This is a genomic window from Burkholderia sp. BE12 (assembly GCF_002959955.1).
Lineage (GTDB): Bacteria > Pseudomonadota > Gammaproteobacteria > Burkholderiales > Burkholderiaceae > Burkholderia.
In genome coordinates this window covers 1-15,312 of the sequence record NZ_PREY01000005.1, presented here as the reverse complement: position 1 = coordinate 15,312, position 15,312 = coordinate 1, and the positions used below count along the sequence as shown (strand labels likewise).

12 protein-coding genes are annotated in these 15,312 nt (G+C 66.2%); 8 read left to right on the top strand and 4 right to left on the bottom strand.

All coding sequences use genetic code 11. The features are described 5' to 3' along the window. Nucleotides 1–22 precede the first annotated feature (22 nt). Complete coding sequence (locus C4B30_RS06760; protein WP_105132171.1) at nt 23–856, bottom strand: CerR family C-terminal domain-containing protein; 834 nt, start codon at nt 854–856, stop codon at nt 23–25. A gap of 91 nt (nt 857–947) precedes the next feature. Between C4B30_RS06760 and C4B30_RS06755 the strand changes: the two genes are divergently transcribed. The 6 genes from C4B30_RS06755 to C4B30_RS06730 all read left to right on the top strand — a co-directional run bounded on the left by C4B30_RS06755 (nt 948) and on the right by C4B30_RS06730 (nt 8,157). Beyond that, entirely contained in the window at nt 948–2,072 is a 1,125-nt protein-coding gene (locus C4B30_RS06755; RefSeq protein WP_027782571.1) for an HlyD family secretion protein, read from the top strand. Then, nucleotides 2,065–3,651 carry an MDR family MFS transporter gene (locus C4B30_RS06750; RefSeq protein ID WP_105132170.1) on the top strand — a complete coding sequence of 529 codons (1,587 nt, stop codon included), beginning with the start codon at nt 2,065–2,067 and terminating at the stop codon, nt 3,649–3,651. Before C4B30_RS06755 ends, C4B30_RS06750 begins: the two co-directional genes overlap by 8 nt. Before the next feature lie 13 nt (nt 3,652–3,664). Next, nucleotides 3,665–5,152, top strand: a complete 1,488-nt coding sequence (locus C4B30_RS06745) for an efflux transporter outer membrane subunit (RefSeq protein ID WP_105132169.1) — start codon at nt 3,665–3,667, stop codon at nt 5,150–5,152. 225 nt (nt 5,153–5,377) lie between these two features. Beyond that, nucleotides 5,378–6,913: a catalase gene (locus tag C4B30_RS06740; protein ID WP_105132168.1), complete on the top strand. Its 1,536-nt coding sequence runs from the start codon at nt 5,378–5,380 to the stop codon at nt 6,911–6,913. Nucleotides 6,914–6,993: 80 nt separating this feature from the next. Continuing rightward, nucleotides 6,994–7,605 carry an ankyrin repeat domain-containing protein gene (locus C4B30_RS06735; protein ID WP_105132167.1) on the top strand — a complete coding sequence of 204 codons (612 nt, stop codon included), beginning with the start codon at nt 6,994–6,996 and terminating at the stop codon, nt 7,603–7,605. A gap of 81 nt (nt 7,606–7,686) precedes the next feature. Further along, entirely contained in the window at nt 7,687–8,157 is a 471-nt protein-coding gene (locus C4B30_RS06730; RefSeq protein ID WP_105132166.1) for a VirK family protein, read from the top strand. Nucleotides 8,158–8,276: 119 nt separating this feature from the next. Here C4B30_RS06730 and C4B30_RS35190 read toward each other — a convergent pair whose 3' ends face one another. Continuing rightward, the gene (locus C4B30_RS35190) at nt 8,277–8,690 is read right to left on the bottom strand and encodes a hypothetical protein (RefSeq protein WP_158683395.1); all 414 of its coding nucleotides are present in this window, start codon (nt 8,688–8,690) and stop codon (nt 8,277–8,279) included. Between the two features lie 549 nt (nt 8,691–9,239). Here C4B30_RS35190 and C4B30_RS06715 point away from each other — a divergent pair. Further along, entirely contained in the window at nt 9,240–11,072 is a 1,833-nt protein-coding gene (locus C4B30_RS06715; protein ID WP_105132165.1) for a S53 family peptidase, read from the top strand. A gap of 143 nt (nt 11,073–11,215) precedes the next feature. On the opposite strand, the gene C4B30_RS06710 is transcribed toward C4B30_RS06715, so the two are convergent. Next, a complete protein-coding gene (locus tag C4B30_RS06710) occupies nt 11,216–11,866 on the bottom strand; it encodes a pyridoxamine 5'-phosphate oxidase family protein (protein WP_105132164.1) in 651 nt (216 codons plus the stop codon). 235 nt (nt 11,867–12,101) lie between these two features. Between C4B30_RS06710 and pdxR the strand changes: the two genes are divergently transcribed. Continuing rightward, nucleotides 12,102–13,568: a MocR-like pyridoxine biosynthesis transcription factor PdxR gene (pdxR, locus tag C4B30_RS06700; RefSeq protein WP_105132163.1), complete on the top strand. Its 1,467-nt coding sequence runs from the start codon at nt 12,102–12,104 to the stop codon at nt 13,566–13,568. 7 nt (nt 13,569–13,575) lie between these two features. Here the strand turns inward: pdxR and C4B30_RS06695 are convergent, their stop codons facing one another. After that, a complete protein-coding gene (locus C4B30_RS06695) occupies nt 13,576–15,126 on the bottom strand; it encodes a phospholipase D family protein (RefSeq protein ID WP_105132162.1) in 1,551 nt (516 codons plus the stop codon). Nucleotides 15,127–15,312 lie beyond the last annotated feature (186 nt).

The window sequence follows — 15,312 nt, the reverse complement described above, 5'->3', positions numbered from 1 at the left end:
GGCGGCAAGCGATTCGCCGCGCTCAACGCGCGGCAGGCTTCTTCACGCGCGCCGTGCTTTTCGCCGCGGGAGGCACGGCCCCCGGCTTCGCCGCGCGTTTCGCCGCCGCACCCTGCCCGCGCTTCGGGACGGATTCCTCACCCGCGGCACCCGCATCGCGCTGCGCATGCCATTGCTCGAGCAGCACGCGCGTCTGATCGGCGATCGTTTCGGTCACCAAGGCCGCGCGCTCGCCGTCGAACGCCTCCCATTCGAGCAACTGCAGCGCCGAACGCTGCGCGATGTGGAACACCGTGATCTGCCCGAACAGGCTCAGCGCGCGCAACCGCGTGACGGGATCGTCGACCGGCCGCCCCGTGATGCGGCCGATCAGCTCGGCGCTCACGTCGTTCAACGGCTTGCGCATGCGCTTCATCAGGATTTCGCTCGCGCTCGCCGGTTCCTGGCCACCCTGCTCGCGCGCGAAGAACATGCGCTGGTTCATCGTCTTCGGCGCGGTGAACATCCGGTCCGACAACGCACGCAGCAGCCCGACGAACGCATCGATCAGCTCGTCGACGCTCGCATGGCCGTCGAGCATCGCCCGCGCATGGCCGACCGCCGGCGCGAACACCTGCCAGCCGCTCTCGGCGATCGTCTCGACGCACGCGCGGTACACGCCTTCCTTGTTCTCGAAGTAGTACTGGAGCGCCGGCGCGTTCACGCCCGCCATCGCGGCGATCTCGCGCGTCGACGCGCCCGCGAACCCGCGTTCGCCGAACAATTCGATCGCCGCCTCGATGATCCGCTGGCGCGTTTCGTCGCCGCGCGCGTAGCCGCCCGCCGACGTGCGGCGCAGCTTCTTCGCTTCGTTCATGCCTTCCTCGTCATTCGATCGATCGACATTCTACTTGACACAATTTTATCAACTGGAATAATTCTTCCACTTGGAATAAATTGGATCCCGCATGTCGACGCCACAAGACCCGCCACAGAAAGCAGATCGTCAGGAAAACGGAACAACGCCGCGCAACGGCAACGGCGGAACGAAGCGGCGCATCCTGCTCGTGGTCGCCGTGCTCGCGGCCGTCGGCGGCGCGGTCTGGCTCGGCCGCTGGTGGACGGTCGGCCGCTTCATCGAAAGCACCAACGATGCGTACCTGCAGGCCGACAGCATGACTGCCGCGCCGAAGGTCGCCGGCTACGTGACCGACGTCTACGTGCGCGACAACCAGCCCGTCAAGGCCGGCGACCCGCTCGTGCGGCTCGACGTCCGCCAGTACCAGGTGGCGCTCGCGCAAGCGCTGGCAACCGTCGACGCCCGCCGCGCCGATATCGCGCGCGCCGAAGCCGACATCAGCCAGCAGCACGCGAACCTCGAACAGGCCGACGCACAGGCGAAGGTGTCGAGGATCAACGCGCAGCACGCGAGCGACGAGTACACGCGCTATGCGCCGCTCGCGGCGACCGGCGCCGAAACACACGAACGCGTGGCCGACCTGAAAAGCACGCGCGACCAGGCGCTCGCGACACTCGCCGCGAACACCGCGTCGATCGCCGCCGCCCGCACGCAGATCGCGTCGTTCACCGCGCAGCTCCAGCAGGCGCGCGCGCAGCTCGAGGCCGCGCAGGCCAGCGCCGCACAGGCGCAGCTCGACCTCGACAACACGATCGTGCGCAGCACGCTCGCGGGCCGCGTCGGCGATCGCACGGTGCGCGTCGGGCAATACGTGCAGCCCGGCACGCGGCTGCTGACCGTCGTGCCGGTCGACTCGATCTATCTCGTCGCGAACTTCAAGGAAACGCAGATCGGCAACATGCGTATCGGCCAGCCCGTCGAGCTGCATGTCGACGCGCTGCCGGACGGCTCGCTGTCCGGCGTCGTCGACAGCTTCGCGCCCGGCACCGGCGCACAGTTCGCGTTGCTGCCGCCCGAAAATGCAACCGGCAACTTCACGAAGATCGTCCAGCGCGTGCCCGTGCGCATCCGTCTCGCCGCGAATGCCCGCGCGCAACGCATGCTGCTGCCCGGGCTGTCGGTGACGGTCGACGTCGATACGCGTTCGGCCCGCGACGAGCAGCGTCATGGCTGATACGCCCGCCACGATACCCACGCCGCCGCACGAAGGTCGCGCGAGCGTGACCGACTGGATCGCGGTCGCGGCCGGCGCGCTCGGCGCACTGATGGCGACGCTCGACATCTCGATCACGAATTCCGCGCTGCCGCAGATCCAGGGCGAAATCGGCGCGACCGGCACCGAAGGCACATGGATCTCGACCGGCTACCTGATGTCGGAAATCGTGATGATCCCGCTCGCCGCATGGCTCACGCGCGTGTTCGGGCTGCGCAATTTCCTGCTGACGAACTCCGCGCTGTTCATCGCCTTCTCGATGATGTGCGGCTGGTCGCATTCGCTGCCGATGATGATCGCCGGCCGGATCGGCCAGGGCTTCACCGGCGGCGCGCTGATCCCGACCGCGCAGACGATCATCCGCACGCGCCTGCCGCTGTCGCAGTTGCCGGTCGGGATGACGCTGTTCGGCCTGATCGTGCTGCTCGGGCCGCTGTTCGGCCCGGTGCTCGGCGGCTGGCTCGCGGAAAACGTGAACTGGAGCTGGTGCTTCTTCCTGAACCTGCCCGTCTGCCTGCTGCTGATGGCGCTGCTGGTGTTCGGCCTGCCGTCGGACCGCCCGCAATGGAGTGCGTTCTTCAACGCGGACTGGCTCGGCATCCTCGGCCTCGCGATCGGCCTGAGCTCGCTGACCGTCGTGCTCGAGGAAGGCCAGCGAGAACGCTGGTTCGAATCGCAGATGATCGTCACGCTGAGCATCGTGTCGTTCGCCGGGATGATCCTGATCGCGCTGTCGCAGCGCTTCGCGAAACGGCCGATCATGCGGCTGTCGCTGATGCGCAACCCGCGCTACGCGAGCGTGATCGTGATCGTGTCCGCGGTCGGCGCCGGGTTGTATGGCGTGTCCTACCTGCTGCCGCAGTTCCTCGCGATCGTCGCCGGCTACAACGCGGAACAGGCCGGCGCGATCATGCTGCTGTCGGGGCTGCCGGCCTTTCTCGTGATGCCGATCCTGCCGCGCCTGCTCGGCAAGGTCGATTTCCGCATTCTCGTGATCACGGGACTGCTGCTGTTCTGCCTGAGCTGCATGCTCGACATCAGCCTGACCGCGCAGAGCGTCGGCCACGATTTCGTGTGGTCGCAGCTGATCCGCGGCCTCGCGCAGATGCTCGCGATGATGCCGCTCAACCAGGCGTCGATGGCGGCCGTCGCGCGCGAAGACTCGGGCGATGCGGCCGGGCTCTACAACATGGCGCGCAACCTCGGCGGCTCGATCGGGCTCGCGATCATCGGCACCGTGATCGACCGGCGCACGACCTTCCATACGGCCGCGCTGCGCGAATCGGTCACCGCGAACGCGTCGATCGGACAGGATCGACTGTCGGCCTATGCGGCCAACTGGTTCGCGCACACCGGCGATCTCGCGTATTCGAACATGCGCGCGCTCGGCCAGCTGGCGCAGCAGATCCAGATCCAGGCCGTCGTGATGACCTACTCCGAAACCTTCTATCTGCTGGGCCTGGCGCTACTCGCCTGCGTGCCGCTCGCGCTGCTGCTGAGAACGCCGCGCGGGCCGCAACCGATGTCGTCCGGCCATTGACCCGTCATACGCGATGAAACCCTTCTCCCTGCCCCGCCGCCCCGCGCTCACCCTGTGCGCGACCGCGTGCCTGCTCGCCGGCTGCACGGTCGGCCCCGACTACCGCGGCGCGCCCGCCGCGCCCGACGCACCGACCTTCGTGCGTGCGCCGGCCACCGGCGTCGACACCGCCGCGCCCGCGCCGAGCGCATGGTGGCACGCGCTGAACGATCGCCAGCTCGACGAGCTGATCGTCGCCGCGCTCGTGTACAACCCGGATCTGCACGCCGCGCAGGCACGCTTGCGCGCGGCACGCGCGCAACTCTCGCAACAGCGCGCGGCGCAGATGCCGAAATCCTCGGCCACCGTCGCGGCCATCCGCATGCGCGAACCGGATGTCGGCGCGCTCGGTTCGCTGCTGCCGTCGAATGGCGCGGGCCAGTCGGGCGGCGCGTCGCCGTCGCTCAGCGGCTCGGGGCCGCTGCAACTCTATTCGGCGGGCTTCGACGCGACCTGGGAAATCGACCTGTTCGGCGGCACGCGGCGCGCGGTCGAAGCCGCTTCCGCGCAGGCCGAAGCCGTCGATGCCGATCTCGCCGACACGCAGGTGTCGATCGCGGCCGAAGTCGCGAATGCGTACGTCGACCTGCGCGACCAGCAGCAACGACTTGCGTTGTCGCGGCGCACCGCGCAATTGCAGCAGCAGATGCTCGAACTCACGCAGCAGCGCCGCGCGCGCGGTGTCGCGGCCGATGCGGACATCGAGCGGCTGACGACGCAGGTCGAGAACACGCGCGCATCGCTGATCCCGCTCGATGCCCAGGTAACCGAATCGCTCGACCGGCTCGCGATCCTGACCGGCCGCGCGCCGGGCGCGCTCGACGCCGCGCTGTCGGCCCCGGACGCGACATTGCCGACGCTGCCCGGCAGCGTCGCGATCGGCGATCCGGCCACGCTGCTGAAACGGCGCCCCGACATTCGCGCGGCCGAGCGCCGGCTTGCGTCGAGCCATGCGCAGATCGGCGAGCATATCGCCGACTATTTCCCGAAGGTGACGTTGCTCGGCGATCTCGGCTTCAGCGCGACCGACCCCGGCCACCTGTTCCGCAAGCAGAATTTCACATGGATCGGCGCGCCGTACCTGCAATGGAACATTCTGGACTTCGGACGCACGCGCGGCGCGGTACGCGCGGCCGAAGCGTCGCGCGACGAAGCGGAAGCGAATTATCAGAAGGCCGTGCTCGGTGCATTGCAGGATGCCAATACCGCGCTGCAGCGTTACGGGCATCAGCGCGAGCACGTCGTCGCATTGACGAAGGTGCAGACGTCCGCCGTGCATTCGCGCGCGCTGATGGACCAGCGCTATCGCGCGGGCGTCGCGTCGATGATCGACCTGCTCGATACGCAACGCGAAGCGCTGTCCGCGCAGCAGAACGTGATCGCCGGGCAAGCCGAACTGATCAAGGACTACGTGTCCGTGCAGAAGAGCCTCGGGCTCGGCTGGCAGGCAAGCGCCGGTTGACGGCGCCGACGCAAATCATGCACGACCGATGCATCATGCGCGCCGCGACGACTCATTGCGCGCGCAACGATACCGCTTCGTTTCTTGCGCAACGAACGGGCGCGCGCCACATCGATGCCACGGCTATCGAAAACATATCGAATATCAATTAGCCAATCGTCTGACGATCTCTTCTAATTCAGTCGGCTTCCCCACCACCGATCGGATTCAAGGAGTTCCATCGTCATGTCCTCAACTTCCCATCGCGTGCTGCGGCACGCAGTCGCCGCGATCTGCGTGGCCCTCTCCGCTTCGCCGTACGCCGCCGAACTCACGCGCGACACCGGCGCGCCCGTGGGCGACAACCAGAATTCGCAGACGGCCGGCCCGGCCGGCCCGGTGCTGCTGCAGGACTCCGCGCTCATCGAGAAACTACAGCGCTTCGATCGCGAACGCATTCCGGAACGCGTGGTGCATGCACGCGGCACCGGCGCATTCGGCGAGTTCGTGCCGAGCGCCGACATCTCCGACCTGACGAAAGCGAAAGTCTTCACGCCGGGCACCCGCACGCCGGTGTTCGTGCGCTTCTCCACCGTGATGGGCTATCGCGGCTCGCCCGAGCAGGCGCGCGACCCGCGCGGCTTCGCGGTGAAGTTCTATACGCAGCAGGGCAACTGGGACATGGTCGGCATCAACTGGCCGGTGTTCTTCATTCGCGACGGCATCAAGTTCCCCGACTTCGTGCACGCGAACAAACCGAGCGCGGTGACCGGCGTGCAGGATCCGAACCTCGCGTTCGACTTCTTCGCGCACACGCCTGAAGCGACCCACATGCTGACGATGCTGTATACGAACGCGGGCATGCCCGATTCGTATCGCCGCATGGACGGCTTCGCGGTGCATGCGTTCAAGTTCGTCAATGCGCAGGGCGACGTGCACTACGTGAAGTTCCACTGGAAAAGCCAGCAAGGCGTACACGGCCTGCGCCCGCAAGAGATCGCCGCATCGATCGGCCGCGACTGGAACATGATGACGAACGACCTGTACGGCGCGCTGAAACAGGGCGATTTCCCGAAGTGGGACCTGTACGTGCAGGTGCTCACGCCGAAGGATCTGAGCCGCTTCGACTTCGACGCGCTCGACGATACGAAGGTCTGGACCGGCGTGCCTGAACGCAAGATTGGCACGATGACGCTCAACCGCGCGCCCGATAACTACTTCCAGTCGACCGAGGAATCGGCTTTCGCGCCGTCGCGGCTCGTGCCGGGCATCGAACCGTCCGAAGACCGGATGCTGCAGGATCGCCTGTTCGCGTACGCCGACACGCAGATGTACCGGCTCGGCGCGAACTACATGGATCTGCCGATCAACCGCCCGGCTGTGCCGGTCGTCAACAACAACCAGGACGGCAAGATGAATGCCGGCGACCGCAAGGGCGAGGTGAATTACGAACCGTCGACGCTGAACGAACTCGCGCAGGATCCGCAGTACAAGTCGGTCCGCATGGCGCTCGGCGGCACGACGCAACAGGAAGCGATCCGCAAGAAATTGCCGTTCCGTCAGGCGGGCGAGTACTACCGTAGCCTGTCGCAGCAGGACAAGGACGATCTCGTCACCGCACTGTCCGGCGATCTCGGCCAGGTGAAGAACGCGCGCAACCAGTACGCGATGCTGTCGTACTTCTACAAGGCCGACGCCGATTACGGTACGCGTCTCGCGCAGGCCGTTCACGCGAACGTCCAGCAAGTGCAGTCGCTCGCGGCGAAGCTGAGCGACGACTGATCCCGCGGCACCGGTCGCCGCCGACGTGTGCGAGCGCGCCGCGCACGTCGGCCGCCCCCCTTCATCAGGACTTCCTCCCCATGCGATCAGAACGCTTCACCCATGCGATCCGCGCGGCCGCGGCGGCGCTCGCGCTGGCCGCGCTCGCCGGCTGTGCGCACCTGCCCGACCGTCCGGCATACGGCAAGGCCGACCCTGCCGCGCTGCGCCGCTATGACGGCGACTGGTTCGACGCCGCGCGCGTCGGCCGCGTCGATATCCTGCGCGCGTTGCACGACGCAGGCTACCCGGTCGACGCCGTCGACAGCCACGGCTACACGGCCGTGATCCTCGCGTCGTACGACGGCCAGCCCGCAGCGCTCGACTACCTGTTGTCGGCCGGCGCCGATGCGTGCGTCGGCGATCGTCACGGCAACACCGCGCTGATGGGCGCCCTCTTCCGAAACGAGCCCGACATCGCGCGACGCCTGCTCGACACGCGCTGCCCGATCGACCAGACGAACGGCGCCGGCGAAACCGCGCTGGGGTTCGCGACGCTGTTCAACCGGTTCGAGCTGATTCCGCTGCTCGTCGCGCATGGCGCGAATCCGAACCATGTCGACCGGCGCGGCCAGTCGCTGCTTCAGCTCGCACTGACGCACGACAACACGTATGCCGCGGACGCACTGCGACATGCCGGCGCCAAACCGTAGCGCGACTACGTATCAACCGTCTGAACAATGCGGACACCCCGTGCTATCGTGCCGTTGGTTTCATCGCACGGAGACAGGAAAATGCTGAATCGCTTCGCCATCGTTCTTGTTGCCGCCGGCGCGGCAACCAGTCTCGCGGCAGCCGCCGCGAGCCCCCAACCGGACGGCGCCAATTCGTATCGTCAGTTGCGCGCGCGGCTCTTTGCCGGCGTGACGGTCACCGCGATCTTTTCGCCGAACCAGTGCCAGCACGCGCAGCAGGCCGCCACCCAGGCAGCGGCGCCCACCGTGTCGGGTGGCTTCGCGATACGCGACTTCATGGAAGTCGCCGGCAATACGCTCGCGTTCGCCAACCAGCACCTCACCGTCCAGCCAAGCGGCGCGACCGTACTCGAACTGATCCAGTACCGCGTGATGCAGGATGAAAGTGCAACGGTGACGGTACGCTCGCTTTCGCCTACCACGTACCAGCCCGTCGCGCCCGCACAGGTTTTCCAGTGCACGCTCGGCGAAGGCCTTCGTTTCTCGTACGCGTGGCGAGATCGCGACTGACGCAGGGCCTTCGTAGCGGATGCGGAATTTCGCACGCAAACAGCAGGACTACTACGGAACCAGGGTGACGTACGGAACAGGCAAATCGTCCCGGGCGTCATCCGAACACACGTTCAGACTCAAAAACGCGTCGGGCAGGCGATAGAACACGATTCGCTCCGGATCGGGATGGTCGAACCCGTGCCGTCTGAAGAAAAGACGCGACCCGTTCGCTGCCCAGGTCCGCTTCGATATCGCGCGATGCCAGGGCCGGATTCTGCCAGCGATCGGCCAATGGCGCGACACAGCTCGCTGAACTCGAAATCCGGCTCGACGCCATCAGGACACTCGCCATCGATGCGGACGCTTCCTCGCGCGATGCGCTGCTTCAGCATGTCGACGAACTGTTCCGGTTCGTCGACGACCTTCAGGTCGCCGAACGACAGGCGCGCGCGATTCGAGCATTTCCTCGATGACGATTGCCCGTTTAAACACGCATCGGAAAGGATCAGCGAGTCTCGTTCGGCATTACCTGCGTGACCGGTTTCGAACATTACAAAATACCGCCGATCTTTTCAAAATCATTGCGGCTTATTCGATTTAATTTTGTTTCATATAATCAAAAAAAGTTTGACATCGCGCTTTCATTCTTGATACCGTCCGATGCAAGCAATCCGACGGATCGCCCGCCACGCAATCGATTCCGCTCCACGTTTTTTCGTTTCCGCTGCACCGAAGTACGCGCCGCCGAATGATTCGTTCGCCCGCCGGCGCGTGCAGGATCCCGATGCATTTCACTGGACGGCTGCCATCCGGCAGCGGGTCGAAGGATCGAATCAAATGAGCAGGATAACGAAGCTGTTGCTCTAGCAATCCCGCCCGCGCCGAATCCGGCGCGACTGCCCCGCCCCGCGGCGCAGCCTTTCCGTTACCGCTTTTCGTATTTCGCCCCCGGACAAAAACCGCTTTCCGGATCGGGCGAAAGGCCCTGTCGCGTCCGTGCCATCCGCGCGCATGCGACAGAAAACTGCGGTGCATGACCCGCACCGCTGTCGACCGTTGTTGTTCGTGCCGTTCGTTGTTCAACCGGAGGGGTAATTCAAATGAATCAGGTTGCAGACAAGAAACAAAAGCACATTCGCATCGCCAAACTCGCATTCGCCGCCGCAGCAGCCGCGTCGTTCGGCATGGCGACCGCCCATGCCGCGCCTGCGGCCGGGTGGACGGAAACGCGCACCAAGGGGTTCCTGCCGCTCGTGCAGCAGAACGAAGCCGGCACGGCCGTTGCGCCCGCCGCGAGCACGGCTGCCGCAGCCGCCGCGGCGATCGACATGGCAGCCGGCGAATCGGTGGACATCGTGCTCGGGCTGAACCTGCGCAACGAAGCACAGCTCGACCAGTACCTGCGCGACCAGCATACGCCCGGCTCGCCGCACTACCGGCAGTTCCTGACGCCGGCACAATTCGCCGCGCAATATGCGCCGACCGACCAGCAGGTCGCGTCCGTCGTCGCCCATCTGCGCAAGGCAGGCTTCGTGAATATCGTGGTCGCGCCGAACCGGCTGCTGGTGTCCGCGTCCGGCACCGCGGGAACCGTCCAGTCCGCGTTCCGCACGACCCTCAAGCGCTTCACGCGCAACGGCCGCAGCGTGTATGCGAACACCGACGCCGCGCAAGTGCCGAACGCGATCGGCAACATCGTCGGCGCGGTGCTCGGCCTGCAGAACGTCGAGCTCATGCATACGGGCGCGGGCAGCAAACCGCAAGGCAACACCAGCAACCTGACGATCCCGGCCGGCGCGTCGGCGGTGCCGCACAACCCGACCGAGTTCTCGTCGATCTACGGCGGCGACGGCACGCCGACGGCCTCGCAGACCACGGTCGGCATCATCTCCGAAGGCGACCTGTCGCAGACGGTGAGCGACCTCAATACGTTCGCCGCGAACAACGGCCTCGGCACGATCAGCAGCAGCATCGTGAAGACGGGCCCGGCCGGCAGCTCGTACACCGACACCGACGGCACCGTCGAATGGAACCTCGACAGCCAGTCGATCGTCGGCACGGCCGGCGGCAGCGTGAAGCAGGTCGTGTTCTACGCCGCGCCGTCGATGACGCTCACCGCGATCACGGCCGCGTACAACAAGGCCGTGACCGACAACGTCGCGAAAGTGATCAACGTGTCGCTCGGCGTATGCGAATCGTCCGCGTACAGCACCGGTTCGCAGGCCACCGACGACACCATCTTCAAGCAGGCGGTCGCGCAAGGGCAAACCTTCTCGGTTTCCGCCGGCGACCACGGTGCGTACGAATGCGCGAGCGGCACGCCGTCACGCTCGACCTACACGGTGAGCGAGCCGGCCACGTCGCCGTACGTGATCGCGGTGGGCGGCACGACGCTGTTCACCAATACGTCGACCAATGCGTACAACAGCGAAATCGTCTGGAACGATCCGAGCTGGCAGCCGGGCACCGTGTGGTCGACGGGCGGCGGGTACAGCAAGTACGAGGCCGCGCCGACGTGGCAGTCGTCGACCCTCACCGGCTCGACCAAGCGCGCCCTACCCGACGTCGGCTTCGACGCCGACCTGCGCACGGGCGCGATTCTCGTCGTGAACGGCCAGACGTCCGACACGCTGTGGGGGTCGGGCTACCTGAACAACGAAGGCGGCACGAGCCTCGCCGCACCGATCTTCACGGGCATCTGGGCGCGGCTGCAGTCGGCCAACAACAATGCGCTCGGGTTCCCCGCGTCGAGTATCTACAAGTATTTCCCGACCAACGCGGCGCTGCTGCACGACGTCACGTCCGGCAACAACGGCAGCGGCACTTACGGCTACAAGGCGAAAGCCGGCTGGGATGCGACGACGGGCTTCGGCAGCGTGAACATCTCGAAGCTGAACGCGTTCATCCAGAGCACGTCGGATTTCGCGCGCTGATGGGCCATTGACCGAACCGGATGCGGGAGCGCGACGTATCGTACGCAACCGCGTCCGACGACCCGCGAAGGCTGCGAAGCCGTCGCGGGTTCCCTGCTTGCCGCGTCGTCTCGCCTCTTCCGATGCCGGCCTTGCCGCGCCGCTCAATCGGCCCAGTTCCGGACATAATCCGGCACTGGCACGTTACCGTCGGCATGAACCGGCGCGCCGCGTGCCGTCTTCAACGGCAAGATCCCGGCCCAGACCGCGAGCCCCAGATCCTCTTCCTTGTCGGACGGCAGCGAATCGCTGATTTTCACGGCCGCTTCCGCCATCGAAATCCGCAGCACGCTGGTCGCATTGATTTCCTTCGAATTGCCCGGCCGCGCTTCATGCTTGCGGCCCGGCGCGATCTTGTCCATCAACGCATCCAGCGCGGCGAGTTTTTCCACGCTGCCTTCGATCACGTCGAACTGCCCATAGATCACCGCGGATCGATAATTCATCGAATGATTGAAGGCGGACCTCGCCAGCACGAGGCCGTCCAGCAGCGTCATCGCGACGCAAGCCTGCGCGCCGCCCGCCAGCGCCTTGATCATCCGGCTGCCGTTGGACCCGTGGATATAGAGGTCGTCGCCCCTTCTCCAGTGCGCGGTCGGGATGCAGTGCGTGTCCTGCCCGTCGCCGAACGCGATGTGACAGACGTACGCGTCGTCCACGATGCGGTGGAGCATCGCGCGATCGCGGCTCGCCAGCTCAGGCAGTCGGCGAATGGCCGTACGGGGCGTGGAAGAGAGAGTGGTCCGATCGTTCATATATTCGTACTGCGAAGTTAATTGTATCGGCATCGTGCCGTATCCGTGCGTGAACGCGTGGCTGCCCGGCCCATCGACAGTCGCTTGCCGAATCGAGCAAAATACGCGCGTACCCCAAGCCGCGCCGATTGCTAAAAATGGGCGTGCACCGGCCTGCCCCGCGAGAACGTGAACGATACGATGCGCGCGGCATCTTCGAAAGAACCAGCACAAGGAAAATTTCTGGAACCAGCCCATGGATCTCGCGCTGCTCATCTCCTCGCTTTCCAGACAGGACGGCGCGACAACGCATAGCCGGCAAGAAGCCCTCTACCGCAGCCTGCGCGACATGCTGCTGGACGGGCACCTTCCGCCCGGCACGCGGCTCGCGTCGACGCGCGTGCTTGCGGCCGAACTGGGCATCGCGCGCAATTCCGCGGTCTATGCGTACGAGCGCCTGGCCGAGGAAGGCTTCGTGGCGGCCACGCGCAACGGCACGATCACGTTGTGGGACGGATGCGGCCGGCCGAGCGCCGGCCACGAGGACGGCCTGGCACCGGTTCGCCTGTCGGCGCGCGTGCAGGGGCTGGAGAATGCCGATCCCGAGCCCGAGCGCATGCTGCCGTTCGTTCCCGGCCTCCCGTCCCTCGACGAATTCCCGGTCGCCCAATGGCGTCGTTGCATCGAGCGTGCGTGGAAGACCATCACGCCCGCCCGGCTGGCGTACGGGCCGGTCGAAGGGCTGCCCGAACTGCGGCGCGCGGTGGCCGCGTACATCCGCGTCTCGCGCGGCGTGCGCTGCGACGCGGACCAGGTATTCATCACCGACGGCACGCAGAGCAGCCTAGAACTCTGCGCGCGCATGCTCGCGAATCCCGGCGAATACGGCTGGCTCGAGAACCCTTGCTACAACGGCGCGAGAGCCGCGTTCCGGTCGACCGGCCTGATTCCCGTGCCGATCGAGGTCGATCGCGACGGCATGGCGCCGACCGACGAGCAGTGGCGCACCCGCCCGCCCCGGCTGATCTATACGACGCCGTCGCACCAGTACCCGCTCGGCGCGCTGATGAGCCCCCGGCGGCGCGCGGCACTCGTCGAGCGCGCCCGCGCATGCGGCGCGTGGATCATCGAGGACGATTACGACAGCGAATTCCGTCACGGCGGCCAGCCGCTGCCCGCGATCCAGGGCCTGCATGCCGATGCCCCGGTGTGCTATCTCGGCACGTTCAGCAAGACGATGTTTCCCGCCCTTCGGCTCGGTTTCATGGTGGTGCCGCCGGTGCTCGTCGAACGCTTCACGAGAACGCTGCGCGAACTCGTCCATCGCGGTCACTCGGCCGACCAGTTGGCGATGGCCGAGTTCATCGATACCGGCCTGTTCGCGCGGCATCTGCGGAAGATGCGGGCGCTCTACGCCGACCGGCGCAGCAGCCTCGAAGCAGCGCTCGCTCGCCATCTCGGCACGTCGCTGACCGTGCGGGAAAGCCCGGGCGGCATGCATCTTTCCGCAGATCTCGCGGCGCCGCTGCACGATACCGACGTCGCGCGCACGGCAACCGCCCAGGGCTTGCTGCTGCAACCGTTGAGCAGCTACTGCGTCGGCGACGGCCTCCGGTACAACGGCTTCGTGCTCGGCTATTCCGGGCTGAGCGACGCGACGATCGAGACAGCAGCGATGCAGTTCGCGGACGTCATCGAGCAGCACCGCCGCGCGCGGCGCTGAATGTCGCTCACAATTGCGATTCGATCGGAAACAGCCCGAGAAACCACACTTCCATCCGTCGCGGGGCGGACACCTCCGGCTCGTGATCGATCTCGGTGATCGTCCCGTCCGCATCCGTCTGAATCCACTTGAGCCGCCCTTTGCCGGCCGGATCGGTTCTCGCCTCGACACGCCATGCGATCTGGTCGAGCCGCGCCTCCAGATCGTTGGCGACCTGCGACGCGATCGCGGGGCTCTCGCAGTAAACACCGATCTCCGTATTGAGGTTCAGCGAGCGCGGATCGAGATTCATCGACCCGATGAAGATGCTCGTGTGATCGAACACGTAGGTCTTGGCGTGCAGCGACGCGCGCGACGAGCCGACGATGACCTGCTTCGAAATGCTCTTGTCGCCCGATGGCCGGCGCTCGTAAAGCCGCACGCCCGCGTTCACCAGATCGCTTCGATAGCGCCGGTAGCCGGCATGCACGGCCGCCACGTCGGTCGAGGCGAGCGAGTTGGTCAGCACCGTCACGCGCACGCCGCGCGCCGTGAGCGCGCGCAGCCGCTCGACCACCTCCTTGCCCGGCACGAAATACGGCGACACGATCAGCAGGTCGTGCCGGGGCTGCAGCGCCAGCGCACGCAACTGCGGCATCAGGTGCCCGTCGCTGTCCTTCGGCGCGTGCGCGATCTTCGACGGATCGTCGTACAGCACCGTCGCATGCCCCCACGACAGCTCCGTGCCTTGCCCGTGGACGATCCGGTCGAGTCGCTGCCGGGCCTCGAGCACGTACGGATTGTCCTCCATGGCCCTCAGGTAATCGCGCAACCGTTCGCGCTCGCGGTCGAGCCCGCCCGGCGCCGCATCGTGCCCGACCAGCGTATCGACCGGATACGCGTACGGCGAATTCCAGAACGTATCGAATTCGGTCGAGATGTCCTTCACGACCGGGCCGTGAACGACGACGTCAAGATCGCCGAACTCCAGCATCGACGATGCGCCGAAATATTCGTCGCCGATATTGCGGCCGCCGACGATTGCCGCCTGGTTGTCCGCGATCATCGCCTTGTTGTGCATGCGCCGATTGACGCGCGAGAACTCGAACACGGTGCCGATCTTCTTGAACCGGCGCGTGGCCACCGGATTGAACAGCCGGATCTCGATGTTCGGATGCGAGCTGATTTCGAGCAGCTTGCGGTCGTCCGCGTTGGTGCCGAGATCGTCGAGGAGCGCGCGCACGCGCACGCCGCGATCGGCCGCGCGAATGATCGCATCGGCCAGTTCGTGCCCGGTCAGGTCGTCGTGCCAGATGTAGTACTGCAGGTCGAGCGAGCGGTCGGCGCGGTCGGCGAGCAGCACGCGCGCATCCAGCGCGTCGACCGGATCGGTCAGCAAATGAAACGCGTCCTGCCCCGGATGGGCGGCAGCCTGCTGACGAAATGCCATGCCGAGGCGCGTATCGTCGGTATCGGTGAATGCATGCGTCGGCGCGCGGTCGGCCTGCGGCGGCAGGCTCGCGCATGCGACGAGCATCAGCAACGAAAGAATCGCACCCCACGAACGCAGCATGATCATGTTGGCCGCCCAATGTCGGGCGAAATCGGATTGTGTTTGTTCTGGCTGCCGGACGGAGCACGGCGCTGGTCCACGGCACGCACGCTACGGACCGGCGTGCGACCGGATCGCGCTACAGCATACTTCGATTGATATCGCGGCGGCACGCTTTCGGTGTTTCCGCGGTGGCGAAGATGCGACAGGCGG